At 54.6% G+C, this 26,238-nt stretch carries 22 protein-coding genes; 18 read left to right on the forward strand and 4 right to left on the reverse strand.

All coding sequences use genetic code 11. The features are described 5' to 3' along the window. Window positions 1-82 precede the first annotated feature (82 nt). From KP814_RS19165 to pbpC, 5 genes are all read left to right on the forward strand, one after another. Window positions 83-1,852, forward strand: coding sequence for a serine/threonine-protein kinase (locus tag KP814_RS19165; protein WP_216738271.1), 1,770 nt, complete (start codon window positions 83-85; stop codon window positions 1,850-1,852). After that, entirely contained in the window at window positions 1,846-2,619 is a 774-nt protein-coding gene (locus tag KP814_RS19170; RefSeq protein ID WP_216738272.1) for a PP2C family serine/threonine-protein phosphatase, read from the forward strand. The genes KP814_RS19165 and KP814_RS19170 overlap by 7 nt, the downstream gene beginning before the upstream one ends. 87 nt (window positions 2,620-2,706) lie before the next feature. Then, a complete protein-coding gene (locus KP814_RS19175) occupies window positions 2,707-3,054 on the forward strand; it encodes an FHA domain-containing protein (protein ID WP_253938483.1) in 348 nt (115 codons plus the stop codon). Between the two features lie 298 nt (window positions 3,055-3,352). Continuing rightward, entirely contained in the window at window positions 3,353-8,311 is a 4,959-nt protein-coding gene (locus KP814_RS19180) for an alpha-2-macroglobulin (protein ID WP_216738274.1), read from the forward strand. Beyond that, window positions 8,308-10,707, forward strand: coding sequence for a penicillin-binding protein 1C (gene pbpC / locus KP814_RS19185; protein WP_216738275.1), 2,400 nt, complete (start codon window positions 8,308-8,310; stop codon window positions 10,705-10,707). The genes KP814_RS19180 and pbpC overlap by 4 nt, the downstream gene beginning before the upstream one ends. A 49-nt stretch (window positions 10,708-10,756) precedes the next feature. Here pbpC and KP814_RS19190 read toward each other — a convergent pair whose 3' ends face one another. After that, on the reverse strand, window positions 10,757-11,539 hold the full coding sequence (locus tag KP814_RS19190) for a hypothetical protein (RefSeq protein WP_216738276.1): 783 nt from the start codon (window positions 11,537-11,539) through the stop codon (window positions 10,757-10,759). A 353-nt stretch (window positions 11,540-11,892) separates the two neighbouring features. Here KP814_RS19190 and KP814_RS19195 point away from each other — a divergent pair, with 353 nt between their 5' ends. Continuing rightward, window positions 11,893-12,576 (forward strand): hypothetical protein, encoded by a 684-nt coding sequence (locus tag KP814_RS19195; protein ID WP_216738277.1) that lies wholly within the window; start codon window positions 11,893-11,895, stop codon window positions 12,574-12,576. A gap of 103 nt (window positions 12,577-12,679) precedes the next feature. After that, window positions 12,680-13,267: an HD domain-containing protein gene (locus tag KP814_RS19200; RefSeq protein WP_216738278.1), complete on the forward strand. Its 588-nt coding sequence runs from the start codon at window positions 12,680-12,682 to the stop codon at window positions 13,265-13,267. Between the two features lie 71 nt (window positions 13,268-13,338). On the opposite strand, the gene KP814_RS19205 is transcribed toward KP814_RS19200, so the two are convergent. Then, entirely contained in the window at window positions 13,339-13,641 is a 303-nt protein-coding gene (locus KP814_RS19205; protein WP_216738279.1) for a Dabb family protein, read from the reverse strand. 157 nt (window positions 13,642-13,798) lie between these two features. Between KP814_RS19205 and KP814_RS19210 the strand changes: the two genes are divergently transcribed. The 4 genes from KP814_RS19210 to ybaK are packed head-to-tail and all read left to right on the forward strand — an operon-like array spanning window position 13,799 to window position 19,186. Beyond that, window positions 13,799-14,797: an HlyD family secretion protein gene (locus KP814_RS19210; RefSeq protein ID WP_253938484.1), complete on the forward strand. Its 999-nt coding sequence runs from the start codon at window positions 13,799-13,801 to the stop codon at window positions 14,795-14,797. Next, entirely contained in the window at window positions 14,764-17,544 is a 2,781-nt protein-coding gene (gene rbbA, locus KP814_RS19215) for a ribosome-associated ATPase/putative transporter RbbA (protein ID WP_216738280.1), read from the forward strand. Before KP814_RS19210 ends, rbbA begins: the two co-directional genes overlap by 34 nt. 1 nt (window position 17,545) lies before the next feature. Continuing rightward, window positions 17,546-18,676: an ABC transporter permease gene (locus KP814_RS19220; protein WP_216738281.1), complete on the forward strand. Its 1,131-nt coding sequence runs from the start codon at window positions 17,546-17,548 to the stop codon at window positions 18,674-18,676. A gap of 30 nt (window positions 18,677-18,706) precedes the next feature. Continuing rightward, a complete protein-coding gene (gene ybaK / locus KP814_RS19225) occupies window positions 18,707-19,186 on the forward strand; it encodes a Cys-tRNA(Pro) deacylase (RefSeq protein WP_216738282.1) in 480 nt (159 codons plus the stop codon). A gap of 146 nt (window positions 19,187-19,332) precedes the next feature. Here ybaK and KP814_RS19230 read toward each other — a convergent pair whose 3' ends face one another. Next, window positions 19,333-20,076: a hypothetical protein gene (locus tag KP814_RS19230; protein WP_216738283.1), complete on the reverse strand. Its 744-nt coding sequence runs from the start codon at window positions 20,074-20,076 to the stop codon at window positions 19,333-19,335. Window positions 20,077-20,156: 80 nt separating this feature from the next. Here KP814_RS19230 and KP814_RS32895 point away from each other — a divergent pair, with 80 nt between their 5' ends. The 6 genes from KP814_RS32895 (at window position 20,157) to KP814_RS19260 (ending at window position 24,142) form a co-directional block, all read left to right on the forward strand. Beyond that, window positions 20,157-20,822 (forward strand): macro domain-containing protein, encoded by a 666-nt coding sequence (locus KP814_RS32895; RefSeq protein WP_253938485.1) that lies wholly within the window; start codon window positions 20,157-20,159, stop codon window positions 20,820-20,822. A gap of 59 nt (window positions 20,823-20,881) precedes the next feature. Next, window positions 20,882-21,556, forward strand: coding sequence for a hypothetical protein (locus tag KP814_RS19240; RefSeq protein WP_216738284.1), 675 nt, complete (start codon window positions 20,882-20,884; stop codon window positions 21,554-21,556). A 418-nt stretch (window positions 21,557-21,974) separates the two neighbouring features. After that, window positions 21,975-22,229: a zinc-ribbon domain containing protein gene (locus KP814_RS33445; RefSeq protein WP_371824070.1), complete on the forward strand. Its 255-nt coding sequence runs from the start codon at window positions 21,975-21,977 to the stop codon at window positions 22,227-22,229. 200 nt (window positions 22,230-22,429) lie between these two features. After that, complete coding sequence (locus tag KP814_RS19250) at window positions 22,430-22,762, forward strand: GRAM domain-containing protein (protein WP_127972527.1); 333 nt, start codon at window positions 22,430-22,432, stop codon at window positions 22,760-22,762. Then, window positions 22,759-23,385 (forward strand): hypothetical protein, encoded by a 627-nt coding sequence (locus KP814_RS19255; protein WP_216738286.1) that lies wholly within the window; start codon window positions 22,759-22,761, stop codon window positions 23,383-23,385. The genes KP814_RS19250 and KP814_RS19255 overlap by 4 nt, the downstream gene beginning before the upstream one ends. 4 nt (window positions 23,386-23,389) lie before the next feature. After that, window positions 23,390-24,142 (forward strand): alpha/beta fold hydrolase, encoded by a 753-nt coding sequence (locus KP814_RS19260; RefSeq protein WP_253938486.1) that lies wholly within the window; start codon window positions 23,390-23,392, stop codon window positions 24,140-24,142. Between the two features lie 42 nt (window positions 24,143-24,184). On the opposite strand, the gene KP814_RS19265 is transcribed toward KP814_RS19260, so the two are convergent. Further along, the gene (locus KP814_RS19265) at window positions 24,185-24,970 is read right to left on the reverse strand and encodes an SDR family NAD(P)-dependent oxidoreductase (protein WP_216738287.1); all 786 of its coding nucleotides are present in this window, start codon (window positions 24,968-24,970) and stop codon (window positions 24,185-24,187) included. Window positions 24,971-25,211: 241 nt separating this feature from the next. Here KP814_RS19265 and KP814_RS19270 point away from each other — a divergent pair, with 241 nt between their 5' ends. Continuing rightward, window positions 25,212-26,237, forward strand: a complete 1,026-nt coding sequence (locus KP814_RS19270; protein ID WP_216738288.1) for a malate dehydrogenase — start codon at window positions 25,212-25,214, stop codon at window positions 26,235-26,237. Window position 26,238 lies beyond the last annotated feature (1 nt).

Consider the following 26,238-nt stretch of genomic DNA (forward strand, 5'->3'; position numbering starts at 1 on the left):
ATAAGTTTCTCTAAGTGTCCGTTAATCTCTGCATGATCGGCTGATCGCCTTTTTCATCAGAATTAATGCAGGGATACTCAGCGTGGCGGCGAAGCGTCATTCGGTTTTCAACAATGTGCGCCGATTGCTGGCGCGCGCATACAGCTTACGTACAGTGGTCATTGCGGCTGCTTGTCTTATTGTGGTCGCGCCACAACTGGCCCGTCATCTTCCTTCTCTGGATACCTGGTTATATAACGCCGCCTGGAGCGTCAACAAGAACACTCCCATCAAGCCGGCAGATGATGTGCCTCTGGCGCAAAGGCTGATGCCGGGACTGGCGCCGTCTCCCGTATTCTTTTTAGACCCCTATCTGGCCCCGGCGAAATGGGACGCCGCCAGCCAGATTGAGACCAATGCTTTCCGCGTTGCGCCCGGACTGGAGACGCCGCCCTGGTTTTTCCTGGCCGAGAAAGCGCTCATTTTGATCTGCATGTTGTTGTTGGTGGCCGCATTGCCTCGAATGACGTGGCCGGCGGGTTTTTTTACCGTTGCTGTGTTTGTGGTTTCCCTCGCTGTCATACAGATCGGTATGCAGGTAGCGCAATCAAGATGGCTACCGCTGGGAGTATCGATCCAGTTCCTGGTGGCGGGCTATCTGGTGATGGCGTTCTGGCTGAAACAGCAAAAGCAAATCGAAGCGTTGCGTGAAGCGCGCCAGGATGTCAGTTTACGTCTGGGTAAAATGCAGCTGAAACAAGGGATGCTGGAAGAAACACTCACGACGCTGCGTCCGTGTCTGTCCAGAGAAGACGCCTGCGCCATTGTGTACGACGTGGCTGTCCAGCAGGAAAAAAAGCGTCAGTATGACGCCGCCGCCAATACCTACTTGTCCATTGCCGCCGCCAATCCCAAATTCCGCGATGCGGCGGAACGGGCGAAGAAACTGGCGAAATTCGAAACCATGCAGCAGGCGGGAGACACCGAATGGGCGGCGACACAAACGCTGGCTACGCCGGCGGACATATCCCGTCCGGTGTTGGGGCGCTATGAAATCGTGCGGGAACTGGGACGCGGCGCCATGGGCGTGGTGTATCTGGGGCGCGATCCTAAAATCTCCCGTCAGGTTGCGGTTAAAACACTGAATTACAGGCAATTCGATTCCCATCGCCTGGCTGATCTCAAAGCGCGTTTCTTCCGTGAGGCGGAAGCGGCGGGCAGATTGGACCATCCCAACATCGTGACGGTTTATGATGTCGGCGAAGAAGCCGATCTCGCCTTTATCGCCATGGACTATATCCAGGGCAAGAGTCTCAACGCCTACGCCAAACCGGGTCGGCTGCTGCCTGTGGAAGTGGTATACATGCTGATGGCGAAAGTGGCGGAGGCTCTGGAATACGCCCATCAGAAAAATATCGTGCACCGTGACATCAAACCCGCAAATATCATCTTCAACCCGGATAACCAACAGGTTAAAGTAACTGATTTCGGCATTGCGCGGATCTCCGACAAGTCGAAAACCCGCACAGGGCAGATGCTGGGCAGTCCGTTGTATATGTCGCCGGAGCAGTTGAAAGGCGGCAAAGTGAACGGGGTCTCGGACATATTCAGCCTGGGTGTGACATTTTATCAGTTGCTGACGGGGGAGCCGCCGTTCAACGCGGATTCTCTACCTGAACTGACTCAGCAGATTCTGAACAAAAAGCACCGCAGCGTCAGAGAACTGAGGCCGGAGCTTCCCGCAAGCGCTGTTCGAATTACCAATAAGGCGTTGCAAAAGGACCCTGCCAAGCGATATGCCAATGCAGGCGAGATGGCGGAACAACTAAGGAGATGTTGCATGAACGAGTTTGGAAAAACCGCCTTATGCTGACATATAAAGTAAGTGGACAGAGCCATGTGGGCTGTGTCCGTCGGGCGAATGAAGATTATATTGGGTGGCGCGTTTCCACCGATGGGAGAAGAGCGCTGGCGGTGTTGGCGGACGGTATGGGCGGTCATGCGGGGGGCGCCGAAGCCAGTCGCATTGCAGTCGAAGCCTTTATTGAATGCGCCATCGATCTGATGTGGCGCAATGTCGAACTATCCGAATACCTGATCCGTGAACGATTACTGGATGCGGCGGAAGCCGCCAACGAGGCGGTGTGTGTCGAACGCAGGCTGAACGAGGCCCTGTCCGGCATGGGAACCACGCTGGTGGCGGCGTTTTCTTATGATGGCGAGGCTTGTGTGGTTCACGCTGGAGACTCGCGCTGCTACTTAGTGTCGCAATCAGGGGAGCTGAGACAGCTCACCCGGGACGACAGTGTGGTGCAGCAAATGCTGGATGACGGCTCCATTACGGAACAGGACGCCCCGCATGTGCCGTACCGCAATATGCTGACCAAAGCTCTGGGGTGCCAGGAAGACCTGCTGTTCAGTTGCATCAATGTCAGTCTCAAAGAGGGAGAGCGCCTCCTGCTCTGTTCCGACGGTTTGTTCAACATGCTGCCTCAGGGCGTGATCGGCGAGCTGGCCAGCGGCGTGCGTCCGCAGGAAGAGCGCGTCGACAGTCTGATCGCAGCCACCTTGAACAAGGGCGCCGAAGATAACGTCTCCGTATTAATGGTCGAAGTGAGCGGTGTAGCCATCGACGCTTGATGTGATGCGCCGCAGAGAAAAGAAGTGATAAACAGGATTATGTTCAGCGGAAGGACCGCAAGAAGTGAGGTAAATGTGAGTATGCCCATGCTAGCGCAACTGATTGATGATGTGGTGGCGAATAAGTTTCTTCTGGAGAAGCCGGAAATTGTGATCGGCAGGCATCCCAACTGCGATATCCAGATCAATGACATCGCCGTCAGCGGTAAACATGCGTTGATTGAAGTGGAGCAAAATCAATATATGGAAGGCGTGCTGGATGTCTTTATATCCGATAAAGGCAGCACGAACGGCACTTTCGTTAATGACGAAAAAGTCAGCGGCAGACGCCGCCTGAACAACAACGATGTGGTCAGAGTAGCCTGGAACGCCTTTACCTATATCGAAGGCGCGGAAAACACCTTAGAGAAAACCGCTTATACATTGGACGACTGATCGTTCAGACTCCGCTTGGCTGCAGGGAAGCGGCCGCTCAATTTCATAGACAGGTGGAACTACGTATCCTGGCGCTGAGCGGCGTGGCGCAAGCCCGGCAGGCTAAGCGTGTTGGCCTGTCGCAACAATGCGCTTCCCTTATTGCCATTTTTCGCCATAATTCGCCCGCATAATTCCCTAAACCTTTGTTACGCTGATACTGATCGTCTGGTATCAGGCGGTGGCAGAGTGCGGCGATATCCTTCAAAAAAACGCTTATCAAAAATCGCTACGACTAACCTCTTCTAAAGGACAGTGTATGAGAGAAGTTCTAACCCGCTGGGCATGGGGCTTACTATTGGTGTTGATGGTCGGCTGCTCCGGCGAGTCCGGTAATGACGAGGGCGGTAAGACCGCACAGTCGCAGCCGGCCGCTGCTGAGAAAAGACCCGTCATTCCAGCTCCGCAACCCGAAGCTAAAAAACCGCCGGTTAAAGTGGACCGCGAAACGCTGAAGAAAGAATACGCGCAAACGCCGTTCAAAATTCTACGTATCGGCGAGCAGCCCTGGGACGATGGTCCCGCACTCTCTGTCACCTTCTCTGCGCCTTTGGATCAGGACACGATGCTGGGTCGTTATCTGACCGTAGCGGATGAGCAGAATCAGCCTGTCGCCGGAGACTGGATTCTCAACCCCGTCGGCACAACGGCCTTCTTTCCTTTTGTTGAGCCGGAAAAGCGTTATAAGGTCACCGTATCGCAAGGCCTGTCAGCCATCACCGGACGTATGCTGGAAGAGGGCACGAGTCAGGAGATCACCACGCGTCGTCTAGACCCTAGCGTGCGTTTTATCAGTCGCGGCGCGCAATTGTCGCCGGAACTGACCGACGGCCTGGAAATCGAAGCACTGAATATCGACGCCGTCGATATGGATATCTGGCGCATCAGCGACGATAAAATGACTGACTTCGTCGGCGGCTACCTGGGTCGCAGCTACTACGAGCTGGAGCAACTGCGCTCCTGGGGCGAACTGGTGTACGGCGGCCGCTTCGACCTCAATATCGATGTGAACAAACGCAAACGCCGCTTGATCGATCTTTCCTCCGTCGAACCTCTCAAGCAACCGGGCATCTTTGTCGCCATTATGAAAGGCGCGGGGCATTACCCTTATGAATACGTCACGACCTGGTTCACTGTCAGCGACATCGGCTTGCAGGTGCGCACCTATCAAAATCAGATGCTGGCGTGGGTGAACGGACTGGCTGACGCCAAGCCTCGCAGCGGCGTCAGCATTGAGTTGATCAATCAGCAAGGCAAAATGCTGAGAAACGCCAAGACCGACTCCGATGGCGTGGCTACTTTCGAAGGTGCGGAAACCTCCGCGGTGCTGGCGATTGCGCGCACGGACAAGCAACTGGCGCTGGTGCGGTTGAATCAGCCAGCGATGGATCTGACTGAGTTCAAACTGCCGAGTCGCAAGCAAAACCCGCTGGAACTATTTTTGTATAGTCCACGCGATCTCTATCGTCCTGGCGAGACCGTGCATATCAACGCTTTACTGCGCGATCATGATGGCCGCAAGGTTACCGCCATGCCGATTCAGGCGGAGTTGACCCGTCCCGACGGACGCGTGCATACCTCGTTCACCTGGCAGGGGGATGAGCAAAGCTTCTATACCACTACGTTCTCTTTGCCCGAAAACACTCTGACAGGCGATTGGTTCTTCAAGGCCACTCTGGGCAATGGCGACTACTTCCTGTATCGCCTGCAGGTGGAGGACTTCCTGCCTGAACGCATGCGTTTGGAAATCAAACCGGATGCGGAAAACTACAGCACGACCGATACCATCAATCTGCAGTTGCAGGCGGAATACCTTTGGGGAGCGCCTGCCTCCGGCAACCGTGCGGAAACCACCTTGCAGATTGCGCCGGCGCGTACTGTCTCTGAAACCTTTTCCGACTTTATCTTCGGCGAAGATAACGATGCGCTGAAAGAAACGCTGTCTTTACCGCCTGTAGACTTGGACGAAGAAGGTCATTACTCCCTGGAGCTCCCCAACCATTGGTCTGATGCGACTATGCCTGTGCGGGTGCGCGCTAATGTCAGCGTGTTTGAGTCCGGCGGTCGCCCCGTCGCCAGACAATGGCAACAGTCTTTGTGGCCCAGCGAGAGCCTGGTCGGCGTGCGGCCTTTGTGGGATGGCGACATCGCCGACCCTGAAACCAGTGCGGCATTTGAGCTGATTCATATTAATCAGGCGGATGAATTACTGGGCATGGAATACCTGGACGCCACCCTGGTTCGGGAAGATTCCGCCTATTACTGGCGCTGGAGTGAAGACGGGTGGGACTACGAGACCACGGAGCGTAACCAGCCGGTCTACAATCGCGTATTGAAAATCGAGCCGGGACAGCGTTTGACGATGTCCGTGCCGGTGGAGTACGGCAACTATCGTCTGGAGCTGCGCGACAAACAGCAGAATCTGCTTAATGCCTATAAGTTCTTTGCAGGCTGGACCTGGGATGGCGAGAGAGGCGGCAAAGGCCCGCGCCCTGAGCAAGTGGAGCTGCGCTGGGATAAAAACGCCTATCTGGGAGGCGATACCGCCAAGCTGACGTTGCAGGCGCCGTTTGACGGGCGCGCTATCGTCACGGTTGAAGCGAACGAGTTGCTGTGGCGTGGCGCTGTGGACGTCAAAGACGGCAAAGCGGAAATTAATGTGCCAGTTAAGGATGTCTGGACGCGTCACGATATGTTCGCCACGGCGCTGGTGTTGCGTCCCGGTAAACAATCCGCCATGGAAATGCCGCGTCGCGCCTGGGGTATGCGTCATCTGCCTTTGGACCGCGAAGCCAGAAAAATGCAGATCGAACTGAAAGCGCCGGAGCGTGTTGAACCTGAGAGCAAAGTGGCGGTGCAGATTCAGGTGCAGCCTGGCGCAACCCCCTCTAATACTGTAGCTGTAACCCTCGCCGCGGTGGATACCGGCGTCCTCAGCCTGACCCGCTTCAAAACGCCTGACCCATTCGCCTGGTTCTTCAGTCCGCGTAGTTACTCTGCGGAAATTCGCGACACCTATTCCAGTCTGATCGAAATGAGCAGCGCGGACCGCGCCAGACAACGTTTCGGCGGCGATGCGGATGAAATGTCCCGTGGCGGCGATGCGCCCGTCAGCGATGTGCAGATTGTCTCTCTCTACTCAGGCAAAGTGGCGCTGGATGCGGAAGGGAAGGGAACCATCGAACTGCAACTGCCTTACTTCAATGGCGAAGTGCGTTTGATGGCGGTGGCGTTTGACGACGCGCGCAGCGGTTCTGCGGAAAAACCGATGACCATCGCCGCGCCGGTCGTGGCGGAAGTCAACTTGCCGCGTTTCCTGGCGTTTGGCGACAAAACCGAAGCGCTCTGGGATCTGCAAAGCCTGTTGCCGGAACAACGTAAACTGAGCGTCAAAGTCAGCGCTGACAACCCTCTGGGGAGTGGCGAATTCGCCACGGAAATAACCCTGGCGGGCAAAGGCCGCGAATGGGTGCGCTTGCCTCTGGAGGCGATAGATGCGGAAGGCGTGGGCAAACTGTCGTTGAGCGTCACGTCGACGGATGGCCTGGAGCCGGCGATCAATATTCAGCGTGAATGGAAGCTCGGCCTGCGTCCGCCTTATCCGGCGCAATTGAACGTGCAAAGCCATGTATTGGAGTCCGGCGCAGCTATGTCGCTGACCGACCCGTTGATTGATATGGCCCTGAGTTCGTCGCTGGAAACGCAGCTGTCAGTCGGCCCTGTGCCGCCGCTGGATTCCAACGAATACATGAAGTATCTGATTCAATACCCCTATGGGTGTCTGGAACAGACTTCCAGCCGGGTATGGCCGTTGCTGCTGGCGACGGAGCAGGACTTGTTCAAGTACGACCGCAGCAGCGGCAAGCAGCTCGCCCAAGAGCGCGATCAGTGGGTTGAGAAAGGCCTGGGACGCATCTCCGGTATGCAGCGTTACGATGGCAGCTTCGGGCTATGGGGCAACGACAGCGATGAATATCACTGGCTGAGCGTTTACGCCACGGATCTGCTGCTGACGGCGAAACAGCGCGGCTATAACGTGGATCAGGGGCTGCTCGATAACGCGTTGGGACGTCTGCGCACCTATCTGACCACGCAAGGTCGCCTGAGCACTGAGAACAGCTACTACAGCGAAGCCCGCGATCATTACCACCTGGCTTATCGCGCCTACGCCGCATTGGTTTTGGCGTCGGTGCAGCAAGCCAAGCTGGCGGACGTTCGCACCCTGTACGATAACTACAGCAAGTGGGCCAAATCGCCCTTGCCGCTGGCGCAACTGGCGCTGGCGCTGGAGAAACTGGGCGACGCCCGACGCGCGCAGGAAGCCTGGTACAAGGCGCTGCATTGGGGCGAAATCGGACGTTACTATGCCGGCGATTACGGTTCACCGGTGCGCGATCTCGCCTGGACGCTGTTGTTATCTCTGGACAGCGCCGTCGCCAAGCAGCCCTGGGATCTGATCTATCCGTTGCGGGATGAACTGCGTGATCGCCGCTGGTTGTCCACCCAGGAGCAAATGGCCCTGTATCGCCTGTCCCTGGCTTTGAACAGTAAAGCTGGCGCTGAATGGAAAGCCTCTCTGGCGTTAAATGGCGAAAGCGAGGTGCTGGAGCAGACGCAACAATGGATCAACACCTGGAGTAAAGGTTCCTGGCCCGGCGATGCGCAACTGAGCAACATGAACGACTTCCCGCTGTTCGTCACCTTCAAGGCGCAAGGCTATCCGACGCAGGCGCCGAAACAGACCTTCGACGGAATCGAAGTCGAACGGGAGTTCTTCGACCTGAACGGTCAGCCCCTCAACGTGAAGAAGCTGGAAAGCGGCGACTTCGTGTTGGTGATGCTGCAAGTGCGTACGCAAGGCCATCGTTACCTGCCGGACGCATTGCTGGTGGATCTGCTGCCGGCGGGTCTGGAGCTGGAAAACCAGAATCTGGCTAACGCCACGCGCTTCGATGAAGTCGTGGTGCGCAATAAGATGGTCAGAGACTGGGTGGCGGATACCAGAGTGTTGCATCAGGAATACCGCGATGACCGTTATGTCGCCGCAGTCCCTCTGGACGCCTACAGCACCTCCGTGATCTTTTATTTGGCGAGGGCGGTGTCGCCGGGCGAGTACGTGATTCCTCCCACGGTTGTGGAGGATATGTATCGCCCGTACTATCGGGCGATCAGCAACACGCCAGGAAAAGTGACCATCAAGGAGCGCTCAGCGCAATGATGAGTAGGGCGCAACCTGTGCGGAAAAGTGGAAGAGGGCGGCGCAAGAGCGCTCTTCAGCTGCTGATGGCGTTGGGTTGCGCCCTAGTGTTCTGGATTGTCGTGTTTGTCGCCGCCGACGCCTTGTTTCCCTTGCAGGACCCTCAGGAACAGGGGCGTCGCTTCGCCCAGGTGGTGGTGGACGCCAGGGGGCAGCCGCTAAGGGCGTTTCCGGATCAGGACGGCGTGTGGCGTTATCCGGTGACGCTGGAGCAGGTGTCGCCGCGCTACCTGCAGGCCTTAATGTCATACGAAGACCGCTGGTTTTACTATCACCCTGGCGTTAATCCGCTGGCGTTGATTCGCGCCTTTGGACAGTGGATCTATCATCGTGAAACGGTGTCTGGCGGCTCCACGTTGACCATGCAGGTTGCGCGAGTCCTGCATCCGCATTCACGGACATTGCCGGGCAAGTTATATCAGATGTTTCGGGCGCTGCAGTTGGAGGCGCATTTCAGCAAAGAGGAAATCCTCACGCTGTATCTTAACTACGCGCCATTTGGCGGCGCTGTGGAAGGGGTTCAGGCGGCGAGTTATACCTATCTGGGCAAACCCGCTGCGCAACTGACCCATGCCGAAGCGGCGTTATTGGCGGTGTTGCCGCAGCGGCCTTCCGCATTGCGGCCGGACCGCTTTCCAGAGCGCGCGCGTCAGGCTCGCGACAAGGTTATCCAGCGCATGCGTACATTTGAGTTATGGGCGCAGCAGGAAACCCGCGAGGCGTTGCAGGAGCCGGTGAGCGCGTTTTTTAATCCCCATCCCATGCTGGCGCCATTATTGGCGCGGCGACTTAGTCAGGCGTTTCCAGAACAAGCGCTGATTCAAACCAATATCGACAGCGCGCAACAGACTGCTGCGCAAGGACTGGTGGCGGATTATATCCGCCAGTTCCCGGAGCAGACTTCCGCCGCGGTGTTGGTGGTGGATAACGCGACGCTGGCGGTGCGCGCGTATGTGGGAACCGCGGAGTTCGGCTCGGAGGAAAGAGCGGGGCACGTGGACATGGTTCAGGCGGTGCGCTCCCCTGGAAGCACGCTGAAACCGTTTTTATATGGCATGGCCATTGATGAAGGGCTGATTCACTCGGAGTCTTTGCTGACGGACGCGCCTCTTGCGTTTGCAGGCTATCGTCCTTTGAACTTCGATACCGGATTTTCCGGCCCTGTCGGCGTCAGTGAAGCGCTACGTCGCTCGCTGAATGTTCCGGCAGTTCAGGTGTTGGACGCCCTGGGGCCGGAGTTGTTTTACGCAAGGCTCGCCAACGCGGGAACGCCTTTGCGTTTGCCGGCGGGGGCGCGCCCTAATTTGTCACTGGCGTTAGGCGGCTCGGGAACGACCTTGGAAGAGCTTGCTGGCGCTTATGCTGCATTGGGGCGACAAGGAATGGCCGGGCGTCTGCGGCTGCAGCCTGATGATCCTATAACGGAGCGTCGACTGCTCTCCACTGGCGCAGCCTGGATTATTCAAAACGCATTGCGCATGCCGTTGGAACGCAGCAACAATCTGTACCGGCAAAGCCGGGCCTGGATGCCGAAGATCGCCTATAAAACCGGCACCAGCTTTGGATTTCGCGACGCCTGGGCGCTGGCTTCCACTGAAGCGGTGACCGTCGCCGTGTGGGTCGGCAGGCCCGATGGCACTGCATTGCCCCATAATACGGGCCGCTTTTCGGCGGTGCCTCTGCTTGATCGATTGCTGCATCTGATGCCTGTGGAGTCATTGCAGCCCTCTCCACAGCCAGCGAATGTGCGACAGGCGCCGATATGCTGGCCGCTGGGAACGCAACAACAATTGCAGTCAAGCGACGCCTGTCAGCAAATACACCATGCCTGGTTGTTGGATGAGGCTGCCCCGCCAACGCTGCGTGACCCATTTCAATCCCTCGGGGAATCTCTGTCTGTCGCAGTGAGCCTGGATGCTTCCGGGCAATATCGAATAACGCCCCATTGTACTGAAGCGAAAGTGACCCAAACGCAAGTGACTCTCTGGCCTGCGTCCCTGGAGCCATGGCTGCCCAGGCGTCGGCAAAGGGATAAGCTCCTGCCGCCAATACACCCAGCCTGTGGCGCGGAAGCAGACCAGGCGATCGGCGTCCTGGCGATGGAGGGCATTCGCCCAGGCTCCACATTAACCCCGCTTCCCGGCGAAGGCGAACTGCCGGAAGTTAAGCTAAAAGCGGACGGCGCCCAAGGAGAAAACCACTGGTTTCTGGACGGCGTATGGCTCGGTTCAGTAGAACCCGGTCAGGAATGGTCGTTGGCTTCGTTGACTAACGGCCCGCATGTTGTGTCCGTTATGGATCAGGCGGGTAAGACGGCGCGGGTGGCGTTCCGAGTGGCAGGGGTTTTCAGGAAATAAAAAGCCGTCAGGCGAACCCCTGACGGCGAACCCCTGACGGCGAACCCAGTTAATTGATTGATGTCAGGCTTACACTATTAAGCTGGCTCCACGTCAAAAAATCCGTGGGGCCTCCATTGACGCTGATATAGACTCCCTTTTCCGAAGAGTCATACTCTACAACCACCACGCTATTTTTATCTCCTGTAATCCGTATCACGCCAACGCTTGGATTCTCAGACTTGTTACCGGTTTCAATATTGGTGCTGGTTTGCACTTTAACGTAAGAGCTCTTCATCATTGATCCGCTTAATGTCAGGCTGAAATTAGATGAGGTTTTCAATTTATCGTCATTGACGAGTAGCTTTATGTCAGAAGCGCTCAATGTTTTCGTAACGCCAGAGAATTCCATATTGAGTTGGCCGGTAAGAAGCACATCCACGGCATTTTGATATGAAGAGCCCGTTATATTGAGAGTGCCGTTAATACCGACTTTGCTGTCTAAGTGGCAGCTGGTGGCTGTTATCTTCCCAGCTATATCCGTCTTGCCGGTCGCAGTGTTGTAAGTCTTTTGCGTTTCAGCTTTAAGTTGGCCGGAGGTTGGACACTTATCGACTCCGGAATTATAGGTGCTGGAATCTGGTATCAGCGCTTCCAACCTGACTGCAACGCTAGCCAGTTTCTGTGCGTTGGATTCTGTAATCGCCAGCGCTTTTGGTGAATCAGAGTTACCGCCACCACCGTTTGACGCGACTCCGCTAACACCGCCGCCACCACAGGCTGTTACCAACAAAGCACTAGAGGCTATTAAAACGGCTGAGCTGACTTTGATAATTGAGAATCTATTCTGCATCAATGTAATACTCCTGTGTAAAACTATCCCTCGAGGAAACTGACCTCTGAATACGTACAATGGCGATGAGTGCACGAAAGAAGGCGCCTGATATCCGAGCGGGCGTGAGAGTTGAGGTTAACGGCGTTAATTGAGCCGGGAGCGGGATTTTAGTTAGTTTTTAATCAACAGGAAATATTTTTTAATTCCTCGCTTCACGGGAGGAGGCTTTTGCTGTGCCTTTTTCTGTATGATGTGGCCAATCATTCAGTATCAATAAAGCTCAGCGTGGAACGGGCTTGAATACTATTTCGTTCTACGCTCAAGATTTTAAGGCGTTTATGAAAACTGCAAAAACGATTCGGAGCGCCGCTATGGCGCTCGCCTTAATTTCCTCCCTGGCGGCGGCGGAAGACAATACGGTCTCTTGCGATAGCGACGTCATTAAGTGGTTTTCCAGCAAGAACTACGAAGCTGGCGACCTGACTTTCTATGATGGCGTCTGGTATCGATCTCGTATGCGCCATTCAGGAATGCAGCCAGGTATCGGGTTTACCTGGGAGAAGCTGGATCTGCCGCCTTGTGAAGCCATCCTGGAAGCCAGTGATGGTGCGTCCGCCAAGAAGCTGGAGCCAGGTCATCCGACGACCCCTTCTGAAAATACACGTCCTATCGATGCGCAAGCGGCTGTTGCGGACGTCGATGAGCGCGTCGAAGCCGATGGCGGGATTGAGGGCGGCGCATCGACAGTGACGGAAGCGTCGGTGGTCGAGCAGCCTGTTGAAGCGCAAGTGGAAGATGTCGGCTCAGACGACTGGCGGGAGAAAGAGAGTCTGATTTCGCAGATAAAAAATCTGTTGAGCCCTGAGCCTGAGTCCGATGGACCGAAATGCGCTGACATCAAACCCTGGAACTTTGCGCAGTCCTACTATGTCTCCGATTTGGTGAGCTATAAGGGACAATATTACTCGGCGATTCGTAATTCCAACGGCGGCTATCCGGATACCATGCAGACACCGCCATCCTGGAAACCGGTCGAGCTGGACTGCGACAACTAAGCCATTCATTTAGCAGACAAACCGCGTCTTTCTGGTTGTCTGCTACATCTTGACCGCCGCAGCCGCTGACATTTGAAGTACTTACAGCAAAAGGAGAAGACGAATGCTGCAATCCGACATTCATGGAATATTGGAATTTTTAAGAGGGGCGGAGCAGCTTAAGAACGTCATCCGCTCCGCCTGGACTTCTGCGGGCCGTAAAGAGAGCACTGCGGAACATACCTGGCGCCTCTGCCTGATGGCGATGGTGTTTGAAAAGGCGCTGCCGGAGCTGAATTTCGCCAAGCTGCTAAAAATATGCCTTATTCACGATCTTGGAGAGGCCATCAGCGGAGACATTCCTGCGACGGAACAGTCTCCGGATGTCGATAAGTCCATTCAGGAACGCAAAGATCTGCAGCAGTTACTGACGCCGCTGCCCGAGGCGCAGCAGCAGGAAATTCTGGCGCTGTGGGATGATTATGACCAGATGCAGTCCATTGAGGCTAAAGTCGCCAAAGCCCTGGATAAGATGGAAACCATCCTGCAGCACAACCAGGGGAAAAATCCTCAGGATTTCGATTACGCGTTCAACCTGGAATACGGCAAAAAGTACGCGAATATAGACCCATTTATTCAGCAATTACGGGAAATTGTCGATCAGGAGACGCTGGAGAAAGCGCAAGGCTCAGGGAAAGGGCAGGCTAAGTAATGGGTTAACCATATTCCCGAGACGAACCACCCTGGGGAAATTTCCTGGCTGGTCTCGGGATTTTTAAGGCTTTATTCCGCTGCTTCGTAATCGAACACCATAACATCGGCAATGGTCGGAACGAAAACTTCTTTGAACGCTTCATGCTTGGGGTGAGGAAGATAAGCGTCGCGGTCCGCAATAGTGGCGAAGGACAGATTGAAGCAATGCTCCAGGCCTTTGGTCAGTCCCTCTGGACTATTGTTGGGGCCGTATTCGAACGCGGCGACTTCGTCCATTTCCTCCGCCATTCTGGCGAAACGCTCGACCATTTCCGCCACATCCGCCTTGGATAGGCTGTCTTTAAACTTCACGAATACAAAATGTCTGATCATGTCCAAGTCTCCGGGATGGCGGACAGGCGCCGCCGTTCGTTAAGTTTCTGATAACTAAGCGCCTTTGCGAATCGGATTTGACGCTCGTCAGCGTTGTCGCGATCATTTTTCTTTATTGTTCCTTTCGTTTTCGAATTTGTACGAGGGAGGAGGAGAAATGAACAGCGAATTGCAGCGCGAATCGCAAAAAAAGTGGATCAGGTTTCTGGCTCCGGCGCTATTGCTGGCGGCGGCCGGATTCGCCTACATGGCCTACCAGCCGGACAGTCTACCGGACTCCATCGCCCGGGGAAATGGGCGTCTGGAAGCGCAGGAAATTGATGTCGCCACCAAGTTGCCGGGACGGGTGGAGGAAGTTCTGGTGGAAGAGGGAGAAATGGTGAAAGCCGGTCAGGTGCTGGCGCGCATCAATGTGGATGATCTGCAGGCGGAGTTGCGTCAGGCCCAGGCTACGCTGCGTCAGGTGCAGGAATCCGCCAAATACGCGGAAGCGGTGGTGGATCAGTATGAAAGTGAGTTGAGCTTTGCGGAAAAGGAGCTGACTCGCTCTACTCAGTTGAGTCAGAAAGGCCACGTCTCCGCAGAGAAGCTGGACCTGGACAAGACCTCCAAGCTACGTGCTGAAGCCGCACTCAAAGCCGCCCGCATCAAGGTGGTGGAAGCTCAGGCGGCTATTGAAGCCGCGCAAGCGGCCATTGAGCGCCTGCACGCCAATATCGCCGAATCCGAGTTGAAAGCCCCCATCGACGCCCGGGTGCTCTATCGACTGGCGGAGCCGGGAGAGGTGCTGGGCTCCGGTGGCAAGGTGGTGGCCTTGTTGGACCTGACCGACGTCTACATGACGATTTTTCTCCCTACCTATCAGGCTGGCGTGTTGTCAGTAGGCGCGGACGCACGAGTAGTGGTCGACGCCTTGCCGGACTTGCGTATTCCCGCCAGGGTTTCTTATGTGGCGCCCCGGGCGCAATTCACGCCCAAGCAGGTGGAGACGCAGACCGAGCGTGAGAAACTGATGTTCCGGGTGAAAGTGAAAATTGATCCTGACTTGCTGAAAGCGCATCAGGAAAAAGTCAAAACCGGGGTCACCGGCGTGGCTTTTGTGAAACTGGAAGACGCTGCTGAATGGCCGGAAGATCTGCAAGTGAGGCTGCAGTGAACCCGGCGGCGCCGGTCATCGAAATCAATGGGCTCGAACATCGATACGGCGACCTTCTCGCGCTTCAAACGCTGAGCCTGAGTATTCCCGCTGGCGTCATCGCCGGGATCATTGGTCCCGACGGCGTCGGCAAGTCCAGTCTGTTGAACCTGATATCCGGGGCCGCGCGTATTCAACGCGGTTCGGTGAGCGTATTGGGCGGCGACATCGGCGACGATAATGTGCGCGATGAACTGTCGCCCCGCATCGCTTATATGCCGCAAGGGCTGGGGAAAAACCTGTACTTCTCGCTCTCTGTTTTTGAGAACGTGGACTTCTTTGGCCGCCTGTTTGGTCTGGATAGGAGGGAGCGTCATCAGCGTATCAATACCTTGTTGCGCCGCACTGGTTTGAGCCGGTTTCGCGAGCGGCCGGCGGGTAAGCTTTCCGGCGGCATGAAGCAGAAGCTGGGTTTGTGCTGCGCCCTGATTCATGACCCGGACCTGCTGATTCTGGATGAGCCGACCACCGGTGTCGATCCATTGTCCCGTCGCCAGTTCTGGCGGTTGATTGATGAGCTGCGGGGCGATGCTGGTCGCATGAGCGTGCTGGTATCCACGGCCTACATGGATGAAGCGGAACGCTTTGACTGGCTGGTGGCGATGGATAAGGGCCGAATTCTGGCGACGGGAACGCCAAAGGAGTTGAAGACGCGAACCGGGGCGGGAAATCTTGATGAGGCGTTTATTCGCTTGTTGCCGGAAGAAAGCCGCAAAGGGCATCGTGAGCTGACGATTTCCCCTTGGCGAGAGCGTTCGTCAACCCCCGCCATTGAAGCGGAAGGGCTGGTTAAACGCTTTGGCGATTTCACTGCGGTAGATCATGTGAGCTTCAGTATTCGTCAGGGAGAAATCTTCGGTTTTATCGGCTCTAACGGCTGCGGTAAAACCACCACGATGAAGATGCTGACCGGGTTGTCTCCACCGACCACTGGCGCCGTGCGACTGTTTGGCGCCGAAATGGCGTCGAACGACCTGTCTGCGAAGAGAAACGTGGGGTACATGTCGCAGTCGTTTTCGCTCTACGCTGAGTTGACCGTGCGCCAAAACCTTATGCTGCACGCGCGCATATTTGGACTGGACGCCCACCAGTCGGAAACGCGAACTCAGGAGCTGTTGAGCGGGTTTGATCTACAGGCCTATGAAAATGAATTTGCGGAATCCCTGCCTCTGGGGATTCGGCAGCGTCTTTCGCTGGCGGTGGCGGTCGTCCACAAGCCAAAAATTCTTATTCTGGATGAGCCCACCTCCGGCGTGGACCCGGTGGCGAGGGATCGGTTCTGGGAGCATCTTATTCAGCTTTCCCGCCAGGATGGGGTGACCATATTTATTTCCACCCACTTCATGAATGAAGGCGAGCGCTGTGACCGTGTGTCGTTGATGCACGCGGGTAAAGTATTGGCCTGCGACACGCCTCAGAATATTGTGGCGCAACGGCAAGCGGAGAATTTTGAAGAGGCGTTCGTCAGTTGTTTGACTGAAGCCGCCAGTGAGGGGCAGGACGCTGAAAGCAACGCTGGCGATGAACTTCCTACGGATGTAAATCCATCGCCTGAGCGCTCCAAACCGCCCATGGCGCGAGGTTTCAATATGCGTCGAATGCTGGCCTATGCGCACCGGGAGTCGCTGGAGTTTTTGCGCGATCCGATTCGCCTGACGTTTGCGTTGTTGGGCTCGGTTATCTTGATGTTCGTGTTGGGATACGGCGTCAGTCTGGATGTAGAGGATCTGGCGTTCGCCGTCTACGATCAAGATCAAACGCCGGAAAGCCGTGACTACATTCAGTATCTGGCTGGATCGCGCTATTTCATTCAGCAGCCGCTGGCGTCTACCTATGAGGATGTGGATCGTCGCATGCGCAGCGGCGAACTCAGCTTTGTGGTAGAGATCCCGTCAGGATATGGGCGTGATATGCGTCGCGGACGACCGACTGGCGTGGCGGTATGGCTGGATGGAGCCATGCCGTTCCGGGGCGAGACGATCAAAGGATATTTGTCCGCCGCCCACTACGCTTATCTTGGAGATCTCGCCATACGCTCATTGGGTTCGGCGCCCGCGTTGTCTCCAGTCAATTTGGAAATGCGTTATCGATACAACCAGGATTTCCGCAGCATCTACGCCATGGTTCCTGCGGTGATACCCATGCTGCTGATTTTCATCCCCGCCATCTTGATGGCGCTGGCGGTGGTGCGGGAGAAGGAGCTGGGCTCCATCGTCAATCTGTATGTCACGCCGGTGACGCGGTTGGAGTTTCTGCTGGGCAAGCAGGCGCCATACATCCTTGTCAGTATGATCAGCTTTTTGTTGCTGGTGGCGCAGTCGGTTTTTTTCTTCGATGTGCCCATCAAAGGCAGCTTCGCCGCGTTAAGCGTTGCGGCGCTGTTGTATGTCACCGCAACGACAGGACTGGGATTGCTGGTGTCTTCGTTTACCCGGACCCAGATTGCCGCGTTGGCGGGGACGGCTTTGGCCACACTGGTTCCCGCGGTGCAGTTTTCCGGTATGACGGACCCGGTGTCCTCCCTGGAAGGGGCTGGAGCCTGGATCGGCAGTCTGTATCCAACTACTTACTTTCTGATTATCAGTCGGGGAACCTTCACCAAGGCGCTGGAGTTTGCGGATCTGTACCGTTACTTCCTGATTCTCGCAGCCTTTATTCCGGTGGTTACTGTGCTGTCGGTATTAACTCTGAAAAAGCAGGGGCGTTGATATGAGCACCAGATTAGCCAACATACGTCGCCTGGGAGTGAAAGAGATTCGCAGCTTTCTGCATGATCGGGCGTTGCTGATATTTGTCCTGGCGGCGTTCACGATCATTGTGTACAGCGCCGCGACGGCTGCCTCACGGGAACTGCGCAACGCGCCGCTCGCAATCGTGGATGAAGACCAGAGCCAACTGTCTTTACGCATCGCCAATGCGTTTTACCCCCCGCATTTCAAAGAGCCGGAGTTGATCTCTTATGCGGAAGTGGACGCAGGAATGGATGAAGGGCGCTACACCTTTGTGGTGGTTATTCCATCCGGTTTTCAGAAGGACGTGATGGCGGGAGGCAGTGCGGATGTACAGGTGAATATCGACGCCACCGCCATGACGCAGGCGTTCATTGGCGCTACCTATATTCGCAGTATCGTGACGGCGGAGGTGAATGAGTTCGTCAGCGGACGCCGTGACGATGCGGCGCTGCCGATAGAGCAGAATGTGCGCGTCATGTTTAACCCCAATCTGACGGGATACTGGTTCGGTGGCGTGATGGAGATTATTTCTCAGATCACACTGCTGTCGATTATTCTCACCGGTGCTGCGTTGATCCGAGAGAAAGAGCACGGCACTCTGGAGCATCTGTTAGTGATGCCGTTGTCGCCCCTGGAAATCATGGCGGCGAAGGTGTGGTCCAATGGTCTGGTCGTTCTGCTGGGGGCGGCCATGTCGCTGTATGTGGTGATCCAGGGCGTGTTGGATGTGCCGATCGCAGGATCGATTCCGTTATTTCTGGTCGGAGTAGCGCTGCATCTGTTCTCCACGACCTCCATGGGGATATTCCTCGGCACGGTCGCACGCTCCATGCCGCAACTGGGACTGCTGATTATCCTGGTGATACTGCCCATGCAGTTGTTGTCCGGCGGCATCACGCCGAGGGAAAGCATGCCGGATATCGTGCAGTACATCATGCTGGCGGCGCCGACCACGCACTTCGTCAGTTTTGCGCAGGCGATTATCTATCGCGGCGCTGGGTTCTCCGCGGTTTGGCCTCAATTTCTCGCCATCACTGCGATTGGTTTGGCCTTGTTTCTGGCGGCGCTTGGACGATTCCGGAAAATGGTGGAAACTACCCAGTCATAAACCGCTTACTATGCAGTAGAAGGAAGTCCGATGACGCCGGCGATCAATCAGGCCAAGAAGGCCAAGGTAACCTATCAAGTTCATGAATACGCGCACGATCCGCGTTCTGAATCCTACGGAGAGGAGGCCGCACAGGCGATGGGAGCGCCTGCTGAGCGCGTATTCAAGACGCTGCTGGTGTCATTGACCGGCGGCGCGCAAAAGCTCGCCGTGGGAATAGTGCCGGTCTCCGGAAAGCTGGACCTGAAAGCCGTTGCGAAGGCGCTAGGCGCCAAAAAAGCAGAGATGGCGGACCCAAAAGAAGCGGAGCGCGCCACCGGATACATTGTCGGCGGCATCAGCCCTCTGGGACAGAAAAAGCGCCTTCCTACCGTCCTTGACGATACCTCTCTCAACTACGCCACCATCTTCGTCAGCGCAGGAAAGCGAGGCCTGGAAATAGAACTTGCACCTCAAGACTTGCTATCGCTCACTGGCGGCGTCGCCGCGGCGATTGGCGTTTCAGATTGATTGGAATACGAAATAGAAGTTGACGCCTTGGCGTGAGGCATGATCGCGCCGATGGGGGCCGGATTAGTTTCTGAGGGAGAGTACATGTATCGAAAGTCGATGCCAAAATGCGAGGTAAAAGGGTCTCTAGATCCAGTGCTATTTAGTCATATGGGCATAGAGGATCTTATGCCGACCTGCGTTGTATGATGGAGAAGTTTGGCTAAGAAGCTACTGTTTTTATGCTGATGCTCTTCTCGCAAAGCCTGTAGTCGCAACCACTCTTTATAGTTCATATCTTCTTCCTGCACAGGAAGGCTTTTTATATACGCTATTGCGGCGTCAGTCCCTTTGTTTTTATAAATATTGTTGATGGTCTCCGCTCTATATTTACGTTGTTTGAAGTAGTGTTCAGTCGGGGTGGCGCGTAAAGGGATTTTTATTCTTGGAAGCAAGGATAGGAAACTACCATACTCGCTAAACATATCGGCTGTTTCCTGGCATTCCAGCTCCTCTTCCTTCAACCTTCGAATCGCCATAGTTAAGATGTAAAACTCAGAATAGTCAGCGTTTTTTTCGATAAGCTGCTCCAGTTGCTGAAGCATATAGCTCTCGGGGTATGGCGTGGCGAGGGCAAGCCAGGAGGCCCACGCCAGACTGCGGCTGCCCCTAGTTGTTATATCTTCGAAAAGTTTGGCGTCCATGGCGCAGATACAGTGATAGCAGGTATAGAAGAACTCCAGAGGCAAACATCTCACTTGTGGATATTCAGGTATAAACTTTTGATAGCCTCTGGCTCTTACAAGCTGTTTGTTTAATAAACTCTTTATGCTTGGAAGTTGACCGCCTCGGAAATGTGATGCGCCATATGTAAAATGATGAGAGTCAATATAGTGCTCGGAGTAGGGCATGGGCTTCAGGCTTGATCATAGTAGCAATGCATTGAGTGCAGCATTTTAAAGATCTTTCGTTAAGGGAGACAATCAAAAATATGTTCAAGTCGATGATCGCCTCCATCACCGGGAAACGACCGCAAGTGGTGAAACCCTTTGGTGATAATAAGGATCAGAAAGCGGTGGCGTTTCATCTGTGTGGATACGATGAAATGACGGCGAAGGCGTTGGCTGTTGCGTTTTCTGAGGTTGATCAAGTTGAGGTGGCGCAGGGCGACATCTTACATTTGAAGTGCGACGCGCTGGTCAGTCCCAGCAACAGTTTTGGTGAAATGGGCGGCGGTCTAGATAAAGCGATAGACGACTTTTATGACGGCCAGGCGCAAACAAAAGCCTGTGCGGCGATTCGTCAGGAATACCTCGGTGAGCTGCCCGTCGGCGCTGGGTTGGCGTTGGATATGCGCACGCAGCAATTTCCGGTGCTGATCCTGGCCCCAACAATGAGAATTCCCGGCAACGTCAGCGCTACACTCAACGCCTATCTGGCCATGCGCGGCTTGTTACTGACGCTTGCCCGATACAATGCGAAGTCGGATAACAAAATCAGGCATATCGCCATACCCAGCCTTTGCACTGGCGTGGGAGGCATGGACGCAGTCGAGTCAGCGACGCAAATGCGAGCAGCGTTCGACAATGTGGTTTTGAGAGGTTGGGAGAACGTCAGGCATCCGGCTATGGCGCCTTTTGCAAATCGTTTAGAGTAGTTTGAAGCAATTCAATGGATTCGAGGTGAAATTACTGATTTTGATAACAAGGATTAGGCATGTTTTTACGCTTTTTTGCCAAGTGCACATTGCCTCCTGTGAATCGCTTTTTCATGGCCCCTGTGCATTGGAACCAGCGGGCTGGAGGAAGTATCTTTAAGGGCTTTAAATTGAAAAACGCGCATGCGCGATATACAAATGCTAAACCTAAAGGAGATATCGTGCGTAGTTTGCTATTGTTGTTTATTTGTCTAAGTGGTTGCAGTAAGAATATTGATAATGCAATGACAGACAAAGACCTCATCGCAGAGTTCTCTGGGCACGAGCAGAGTTTTAAGCTTTTGATTGACATGATTACAGCAGATGCAAGTTCGTTGCAAAAGTTTGAAATCGGTAATGATCGTGTAGGGGAGTACCGTCTATACGATGAGGGATGGGAAAAGCAATATGGAAATTATGTCCCGCTGGAAGTTGTTTTGGCTGAGTATTCTTTGACCAAAGCGCGACACCAAGAATATTTAAAACTTCTATCTAACACCAATGCGTCAAAGATAGAGAGATACAACGGTAGTGTGTCAGTAGTCATATCGACGTCAGGCTTTTTATTTGGAGGCTGTATTAGCCTGATTCGTTATGATCCTAAAAAACTAGAACTTACGAAGCCGTCATGGGCGCAGGTCTATTATCAAGCTAAATTTAATGACAACTGGGGCGGAGAAACCAAGTGCAATTAAGTAAAAAAACGTCCGCTATCAATAGTTTGTTCCGTGAGCAAGGCGCTCTCACTAGACGAGTTTAAAAGGCTTACTACATAGCGCTTTTTAGCATATCCTCGAAAATTGTACGAGTGTGAAGAGCCATTTGAGCTTTCCGATAGGTCTCCAGAGGAGATTGAAAAAGTTGTGGATATTCTTTTTAAAGCGTCTTAGCAAGGAAGCCTAATGTTTCTTAACTGGATTATGATTTCTGAAACCTATAACCAGTTCCAATTCGAGGACGCACGGACATGGCTCCCGTGTTTAAATCGGTATGTTTAGAAAAAGCGGATTGCAGAGAAGAAAAGAGATAAAGGCGGCGCGCCTGGATAAGGCTAAGCGATCAGATGTGGACGTATACTCGGATGTGGTCCCGGAAGGTGCGTTGCTTGCAAATATGGAAGTTCTGAGGGAGATAAATCCTTTAGAGCGTTTGCCAAATTTTTATGTAGATCGTCAATTCATATGTAAGGACTGTGAAAGTCACGAGATATGGACTGCCAAGCAACAGAAGTGGTGGTATGAAATCGCAAGAGGAAGTATCGCTTCGAAAGCTGTACGGTGCCGGTCGTGTCGTTATAAGGAAAAGCACAGGAAAGAGGAGGCCAGGAGAGTCCACCTTGAAGTCTTGGCAAGAAAAAATGATAAGTAGCGACAGTTAGCCTCGCGGGCTGAGAATGAGCTAAGGAATACAAAATATCTGTTGCGCAAATTTCTGTCATGGAAAGTGTTGAGCTTTTCATCTCGTACAGTCTCTAACGTATCTGGCCAAAGCAAAGCCATTGCTCAGACTTGCGCGGTGACGCTATGATTCGGGCGATTTTTTAAAGCCATCTACTTGGAAGTTTCTCCATGATACATCTCGCGCCCGGTGAAGATATCCTGAAGGAAGGCGCCGCCAATTTACAGAAAAACGTTGAGACGGTGGGCGGTAAGCTTTATTTGACTAATCAGCGTCTGGTTTTTCGGGCGCATGCTCTGAATGTGCAGGGCGGTGTGACGGAGATTCCTTTGGCGCAGGTTTGTAAGTTAACCAAATGCTGGACCAAGCTGTTTGGCGTGGTTCCTCTTTATCCTAATTCCCTGGCTATCAGCACCCATGACAATACGGTCTTTCGCTTTGTGTTGTTTGGGCGGGATAGTTGGCGTGCGGCCATCGCGGAGCAAGTTGGAGCGCCAGCATGAAGTGGATGTTTAGGATATTGAGTGCAGTATGGGCTTTGTTTGTCCTGTTAGTGATCCTCGCTGTCGTGTACCCATCCATGTTTCCTCAAGAGCTGCCGTTACCTCTGGCTTTTATCAAAAGCACGTTGTCGAGTGCAGTAAGCTCCCCGGTATATTTTGCACTGCCGGTATTTATATTTGCTATTTTTACGTGGCCGCTGATGCTTTTATTTATGGGGGCGAGGAGCGGTTGGAAGGCTTTGGCCGAGCGTTATCAATATTCGGCTAATAATGTCGCGACCCGTTTTATTGGTCCCAATAGCGGCATGATAGGGAAGATGTCGTACAAGAATATCTTGTTTGTAGGGGCTGATGAGCAGTACTTATATTTAAAAACGTTGTTTCTATTTCGTCTGGGTAACCCAACGCTGGCGATTCCCTGGAGCGATATCAGCGCAATCAAATCCACTACAAGTCTGTTGCCTGCTGGCGCGCCTCAGTTTTTGCGGGCTATCAGCCCTTCTGGTCGTTTCGCGAGTGTTACGCTTTCCACTATGCCTGAGCAGCGGTTGACTCTGCCTTGGGATGATAGCTTTACCCGCTTCGCGTCGAATTTAAATGTTTCCCACTCAGAGCAGGCATAACGCGATGGCGCATACGACGAATGTGGTGATGATCCACGGATTAATGGGTTCCCTGAGCTACTTTGAGCCGCAAAAACGTGTGCCTGACATTCGCTGGTTAACGCCGGATTTGCCAGGATACGCCGCGACCCCAATGCAGCATGGAGAGGATGTTTTTTCTTTACGCGGTCAGGCCGAATATGTCCGCGACCTGATACTGGAGCTGGATGAGGGCCCCTGTTGGGTCGTGGGGCACAGTGTGGGCGGCTCCATTGCGATGTTGTTGGCTGAGGCGTATCCGCAGCTGGTGCGCGGCCTTATTAGCGTGGAAGGCAACTTCACTCTCAATGATGCGTTCTGGTGCAGGAAAGTCGCCGCGATGTCCATGTCGGAGTGGCGAGAAAATTATGCGGAAATGCAGCGCGATCCAGAGAGTTGGCTAGCTTGCGCGGAGATTGAGGCAACCCCTGAGCGGCTTGAATGGGCGCGCAAAGTATTGCTTAACCAATCGGCGGAAACAGTCCATGCGGTGGCTACTGCCGTCGTGAAGGAAACCGCTGGAGAGGAATATCAGGGTACTGTTCGCCGCGTCGTGGAGAGCGGCCTGCCGTTATTCCTGCTCTCAGGCGAGCGCTCCGACGCCGGGTGGGATACGCCTGCTTATGCGCGGGCAGCGGCGCGGCAAAGCGTGCAGCAGAAAAATACCGGGCATATGATGATGTTGGAAGCGCCGGATGAGTTCTGCGACATTGTCGCCAACTTCATCCGGTCCAATTAGCGCCTTGCGTTGGCGCAGTAGATTATCTATGCGAACGTTAGGCTAGCCTTCGGATTTATTCCGGTGAATCGCCAGTCGCTCGGGAGCCTGGCACACCGGCATCACTTCGATGCGGTTGATGTTCACATTGGCGGGACGGGTCGCCGCCCAGGCCACGCAATCCGCGATATGCTCCGGCGTCAACGCATCGGCGTTCTCATATGTCGCCTTCGCTTTATCTTCATCGCCTTTGAAACGAACCAGCGAGAACTCGCTGCCGCCTACCATGCCGGGTTCAATGTTTGTGACTCTCAGCGCCGTGCCCAACAGGTCGGCTTTCAGATTGCGGGAGAACTGCTCGACAAAGGCTTTGGTGGCGCCGTAGACATTACCGCCAAAGTAAGCGTATGAACCAGCGATGGAACCGATATTTATGATATGTCCGGCATTGCGCTCCACCATGCCCGGCAACAGCAAATGAGTCATGAACGCCAGTCCGGTGCAGTTCACTTCAATCATACGGCTCCAGTCTTCCCAGGAGACGCTTTGCGCCGGACCTAATCCCAAAGCCAGCCCGGCGTTATTGATAAGCAGATCTATGGCGGCGAATGCGGGCGGCAGGTTTTCGATCGCCGCCGTCACCGCTGGTTGATCGCAGATATCGCAGGCGATGATATGGCAGTTGGTCGGCAAGCGGGCCGCCAGCGCTTCCAGTTTATCTTGACGGCGCGCCAGCAGGATCAAGTCGTAGCCCTCATGCGCCAGTCGCTCCGCAATCGCTTCGCCCAAGCCGACGGATGCGCCTGTGACCAGCGCAACTTTTCCGTTGTGGTTTCCCGGCTTACTCATAGCATTCTCCTCACTCAGTCGTGGTCATATACAAATGCGCCTAAGTACTTGGCGATAAGGGAATAAAGTATTCAGATTTTCTCGCGGGATGAAAGCCCTGAGCATCTCTTCGTTAAAAATTAGCCGGAAGTCTAAGTCTCGATTGTACAAAATACGACCTATTGCTGAGGTCGCGCCAGGATTGCCCCGATTAGAATAAAACTGTCGCCGTATCTTTTATCCACCTCAAGGAGGGCGCGCTATGAGTCAAACCGTCACTGTCGCAGTCACTGGAGCCGCCGGCAACGTGTGTCAGTCATTGCTGTTCCGCCTGGCGGCGGGCGAGCCGTTCGGACCTGACGCCAGCATCCGTTTGCAACTGATAGAAAAGAGTGAATCCATGAAAGCCCTGGAAGGCCTGGCGATGGAGTTAGAGGATTGCGCGCTGCCTTTGCTGGAGAGCGTGAGTCTGCACGATGATCCCGTCAGCGGTTTCAAGGATGTGGACTTCGCGATTCTGACCGGCGCCAAGCCTCGTACGCCCAGCATGGATCGCATGCAGCAATTGCAGGAAAACCCATCCATCTTTGTCGAGCAGGGGAGAGCCCTGGGCAAGGTCGCCAAAGAGACGGTGAAAACCCTGGTCGTGGGCAATCCCGCCAACACCAACGCCCTGATCGCCTGGGCGAATGCGCGCTATCTGCCTCATCAGCAATTCTCCGCTCTGATGCGGCTGGACCACAATCGGGCGCTGGGCTTTCTCGCCCGTAAAATTGGCATAAAYCCCCGCCGCATCAAGCGCCTGACGATCTGGGGCAACCACGCCAGCACTTTATTTCCGGACGCCTCTCATTTGCGTATCGACGGCCAGCCCATTCGTATGGCGCTGGATATGAACTGGTATCGGGACATCATGATCGATCAAGTGCAGCAGCGAGGGGCGGCGGTTATTTCCTGCAAAGGGAAAACCAGTTCCAGCTCCGCCGCGCAGGCGATCATCGATCACCTGAGAGACTGGCGCTTCGGCACGGAAGAAGGGGATTTCGTCAGCATGGGCGTATTAAGCCAGGGAGAATATGGGGTGACGCCGGGTCTGTTCTTTTCCTACCCGGTCACCTGTCGCCAAGGTCGAGTGGAAGTGGTGGAGGGGCTGGATCTGGACGACTTCTGCCGCCGTATGGTGCGGGTGACGGAAGAAGAGCTGGTGAGAGAACGTAAAGCGATTGAAAGCCTGCTGCCTTTGTCGCCGGAGCAGTTGCTGGCCCGCGCTCATTCGGAAGTGGCTTGAG

The organism is Hahella sp. HN01 (assembly GCF_018986435.1).
Classification (GTDB): domain Bacteria; phylum Pseudomonadota; class Gammaproteobacteria; order Pseudomonadales; family Oleiphilaceae; genus Hahella.

Coding starts and splice junctions, on each gene's coding strand:
- KP814_RS19170 (WP_216738272.1), top strand. CDS start 1,846: ATGCTGACATATAAAGTAAGTGGACAGAGCCATGTGGGCTGTGTCCGT.
- KP814_RS19175 (WP_253938483.1), top strand. CDS start 2,707: ATGCTAGCGCAACTGATTGATGATGTGGTGGCGAATAAGTTTCTTCTG.
- KP814_RS19180 (WP_216738274.1), top strand. CDS start 3,353: ATGAGAGAAGTTCTAACCCGCTGGGCATGGGGCTTACTATTGGTGTTG.
- pbpC (WP_216738275.1), top strand. CDS start 8,308: ATGATGAGTAGGGCGCAACCTGTGCGGAAAAGTGGAAGAGGGCGGCGC.
- KP814_RS19190 (WP_216738276.1), bottom strand. CDS start 11,539: ATGCAGAATAGATTCTCAATTATCAAAGTCAGCTCAGCCGTTTTAATA.
- KP814_RS19195 (WP_216738277.1), top strand. CDS start 11,893: ATGGCGCTCGCCTTAATTTCCTCCCTGGCGGCGGCGGAAGACAATACG.
- KP814_RS19200 (WP_216738278.1), top strand. CDS start 12,680: ATGCTGCAATCCGACATTCATGGAATATTGGAATTTTTAAGAGGGGCG.
- KP814_RS19205 (WP_216738279.1), bottom strand. CDS start 13,641: ATGATCAGACATTTTGTATTCGTGAAGTTTAAAGACAGCCTATCCAAG.
- KP814_RS19210 (WP_253938484.1), top strand. CDS start 13,799: ATGAACAGCGAATTGCAGCGCGAATCGCAAAAAAAGTGGATCAGGTTT.
- rbbA (WP_216738280.1), top strand. CDS start 14,764: ATGGCCGGAAGATCTGCAAGTGAGGCTGCAGTGAACCCGGCGGCGCCG.
- KP814_RS19220 (WP_216738281.1), top strand. CDS start 17,546: ATGAGCACCAGATTAGCCAACATACGTCGCCTGGGAGTGAAAGAGATT.
- ybaK (WP_216738282.1), top strand. CDS start 18,707: ATGACGCCGGCGATCAATCAGGCCAAGAAGGCCAAGGTAACCTATCAA.
- KP814_RS19230 (WP_216738283.1), bottom strand. CDS start 20,076: ATGCCCTACTCCGAGCACTATATTGACTCTCATCATTTTACATATGGC.
- KP814_RS32895 (WP_253938485.1), top strand. CDS start 20,157: ATGTTCAAGTCGATGATCGCCTCCATCACCGGGAAACGACCGCAAGTG.
- KP814_RS19240 (WP_216738284.1), top strand. CDS start 20,882: ATGTTTTTACGCTTTTTTGCCAAGTGCACATTGCCTCCTGTGAATCGC.
- KP814_RS33445 (WP_371824070.1), top strand. CDS start 21,975: ATGGAAGTTCTGAGGGAGATAAATCCTTTAGAGCGTTTGCCAAATTTT.
- KP814_RS19250 (WP_127972527.1), top strand. CDS start 22,430: ATGATACATCTCGCGCCCGGTGAAGATATCCTGAAGGAAGGCGCCGCC.
- KP814_RS19255 (WP_216738286.1), top strand. CDS start 22,759: ATGAAGTGGATGTTTAGGATATTGAGTGCAGTATGGGCTTTGTTTGTC.
- KP814_RS19260 (WP_253938486.1), top strand. CDS start 23,390: ATGGCGCATACGACGAATGTGGTGATGATCCACGGATTAATGGGTTCC.
- KP814_RS19265 (WP_216738287.1), bottom strand. CDS start 24,970: ATGAGTAAGCCGGGAAACCACAACGGAAAAGTTGCGCTGGTCACAGGC.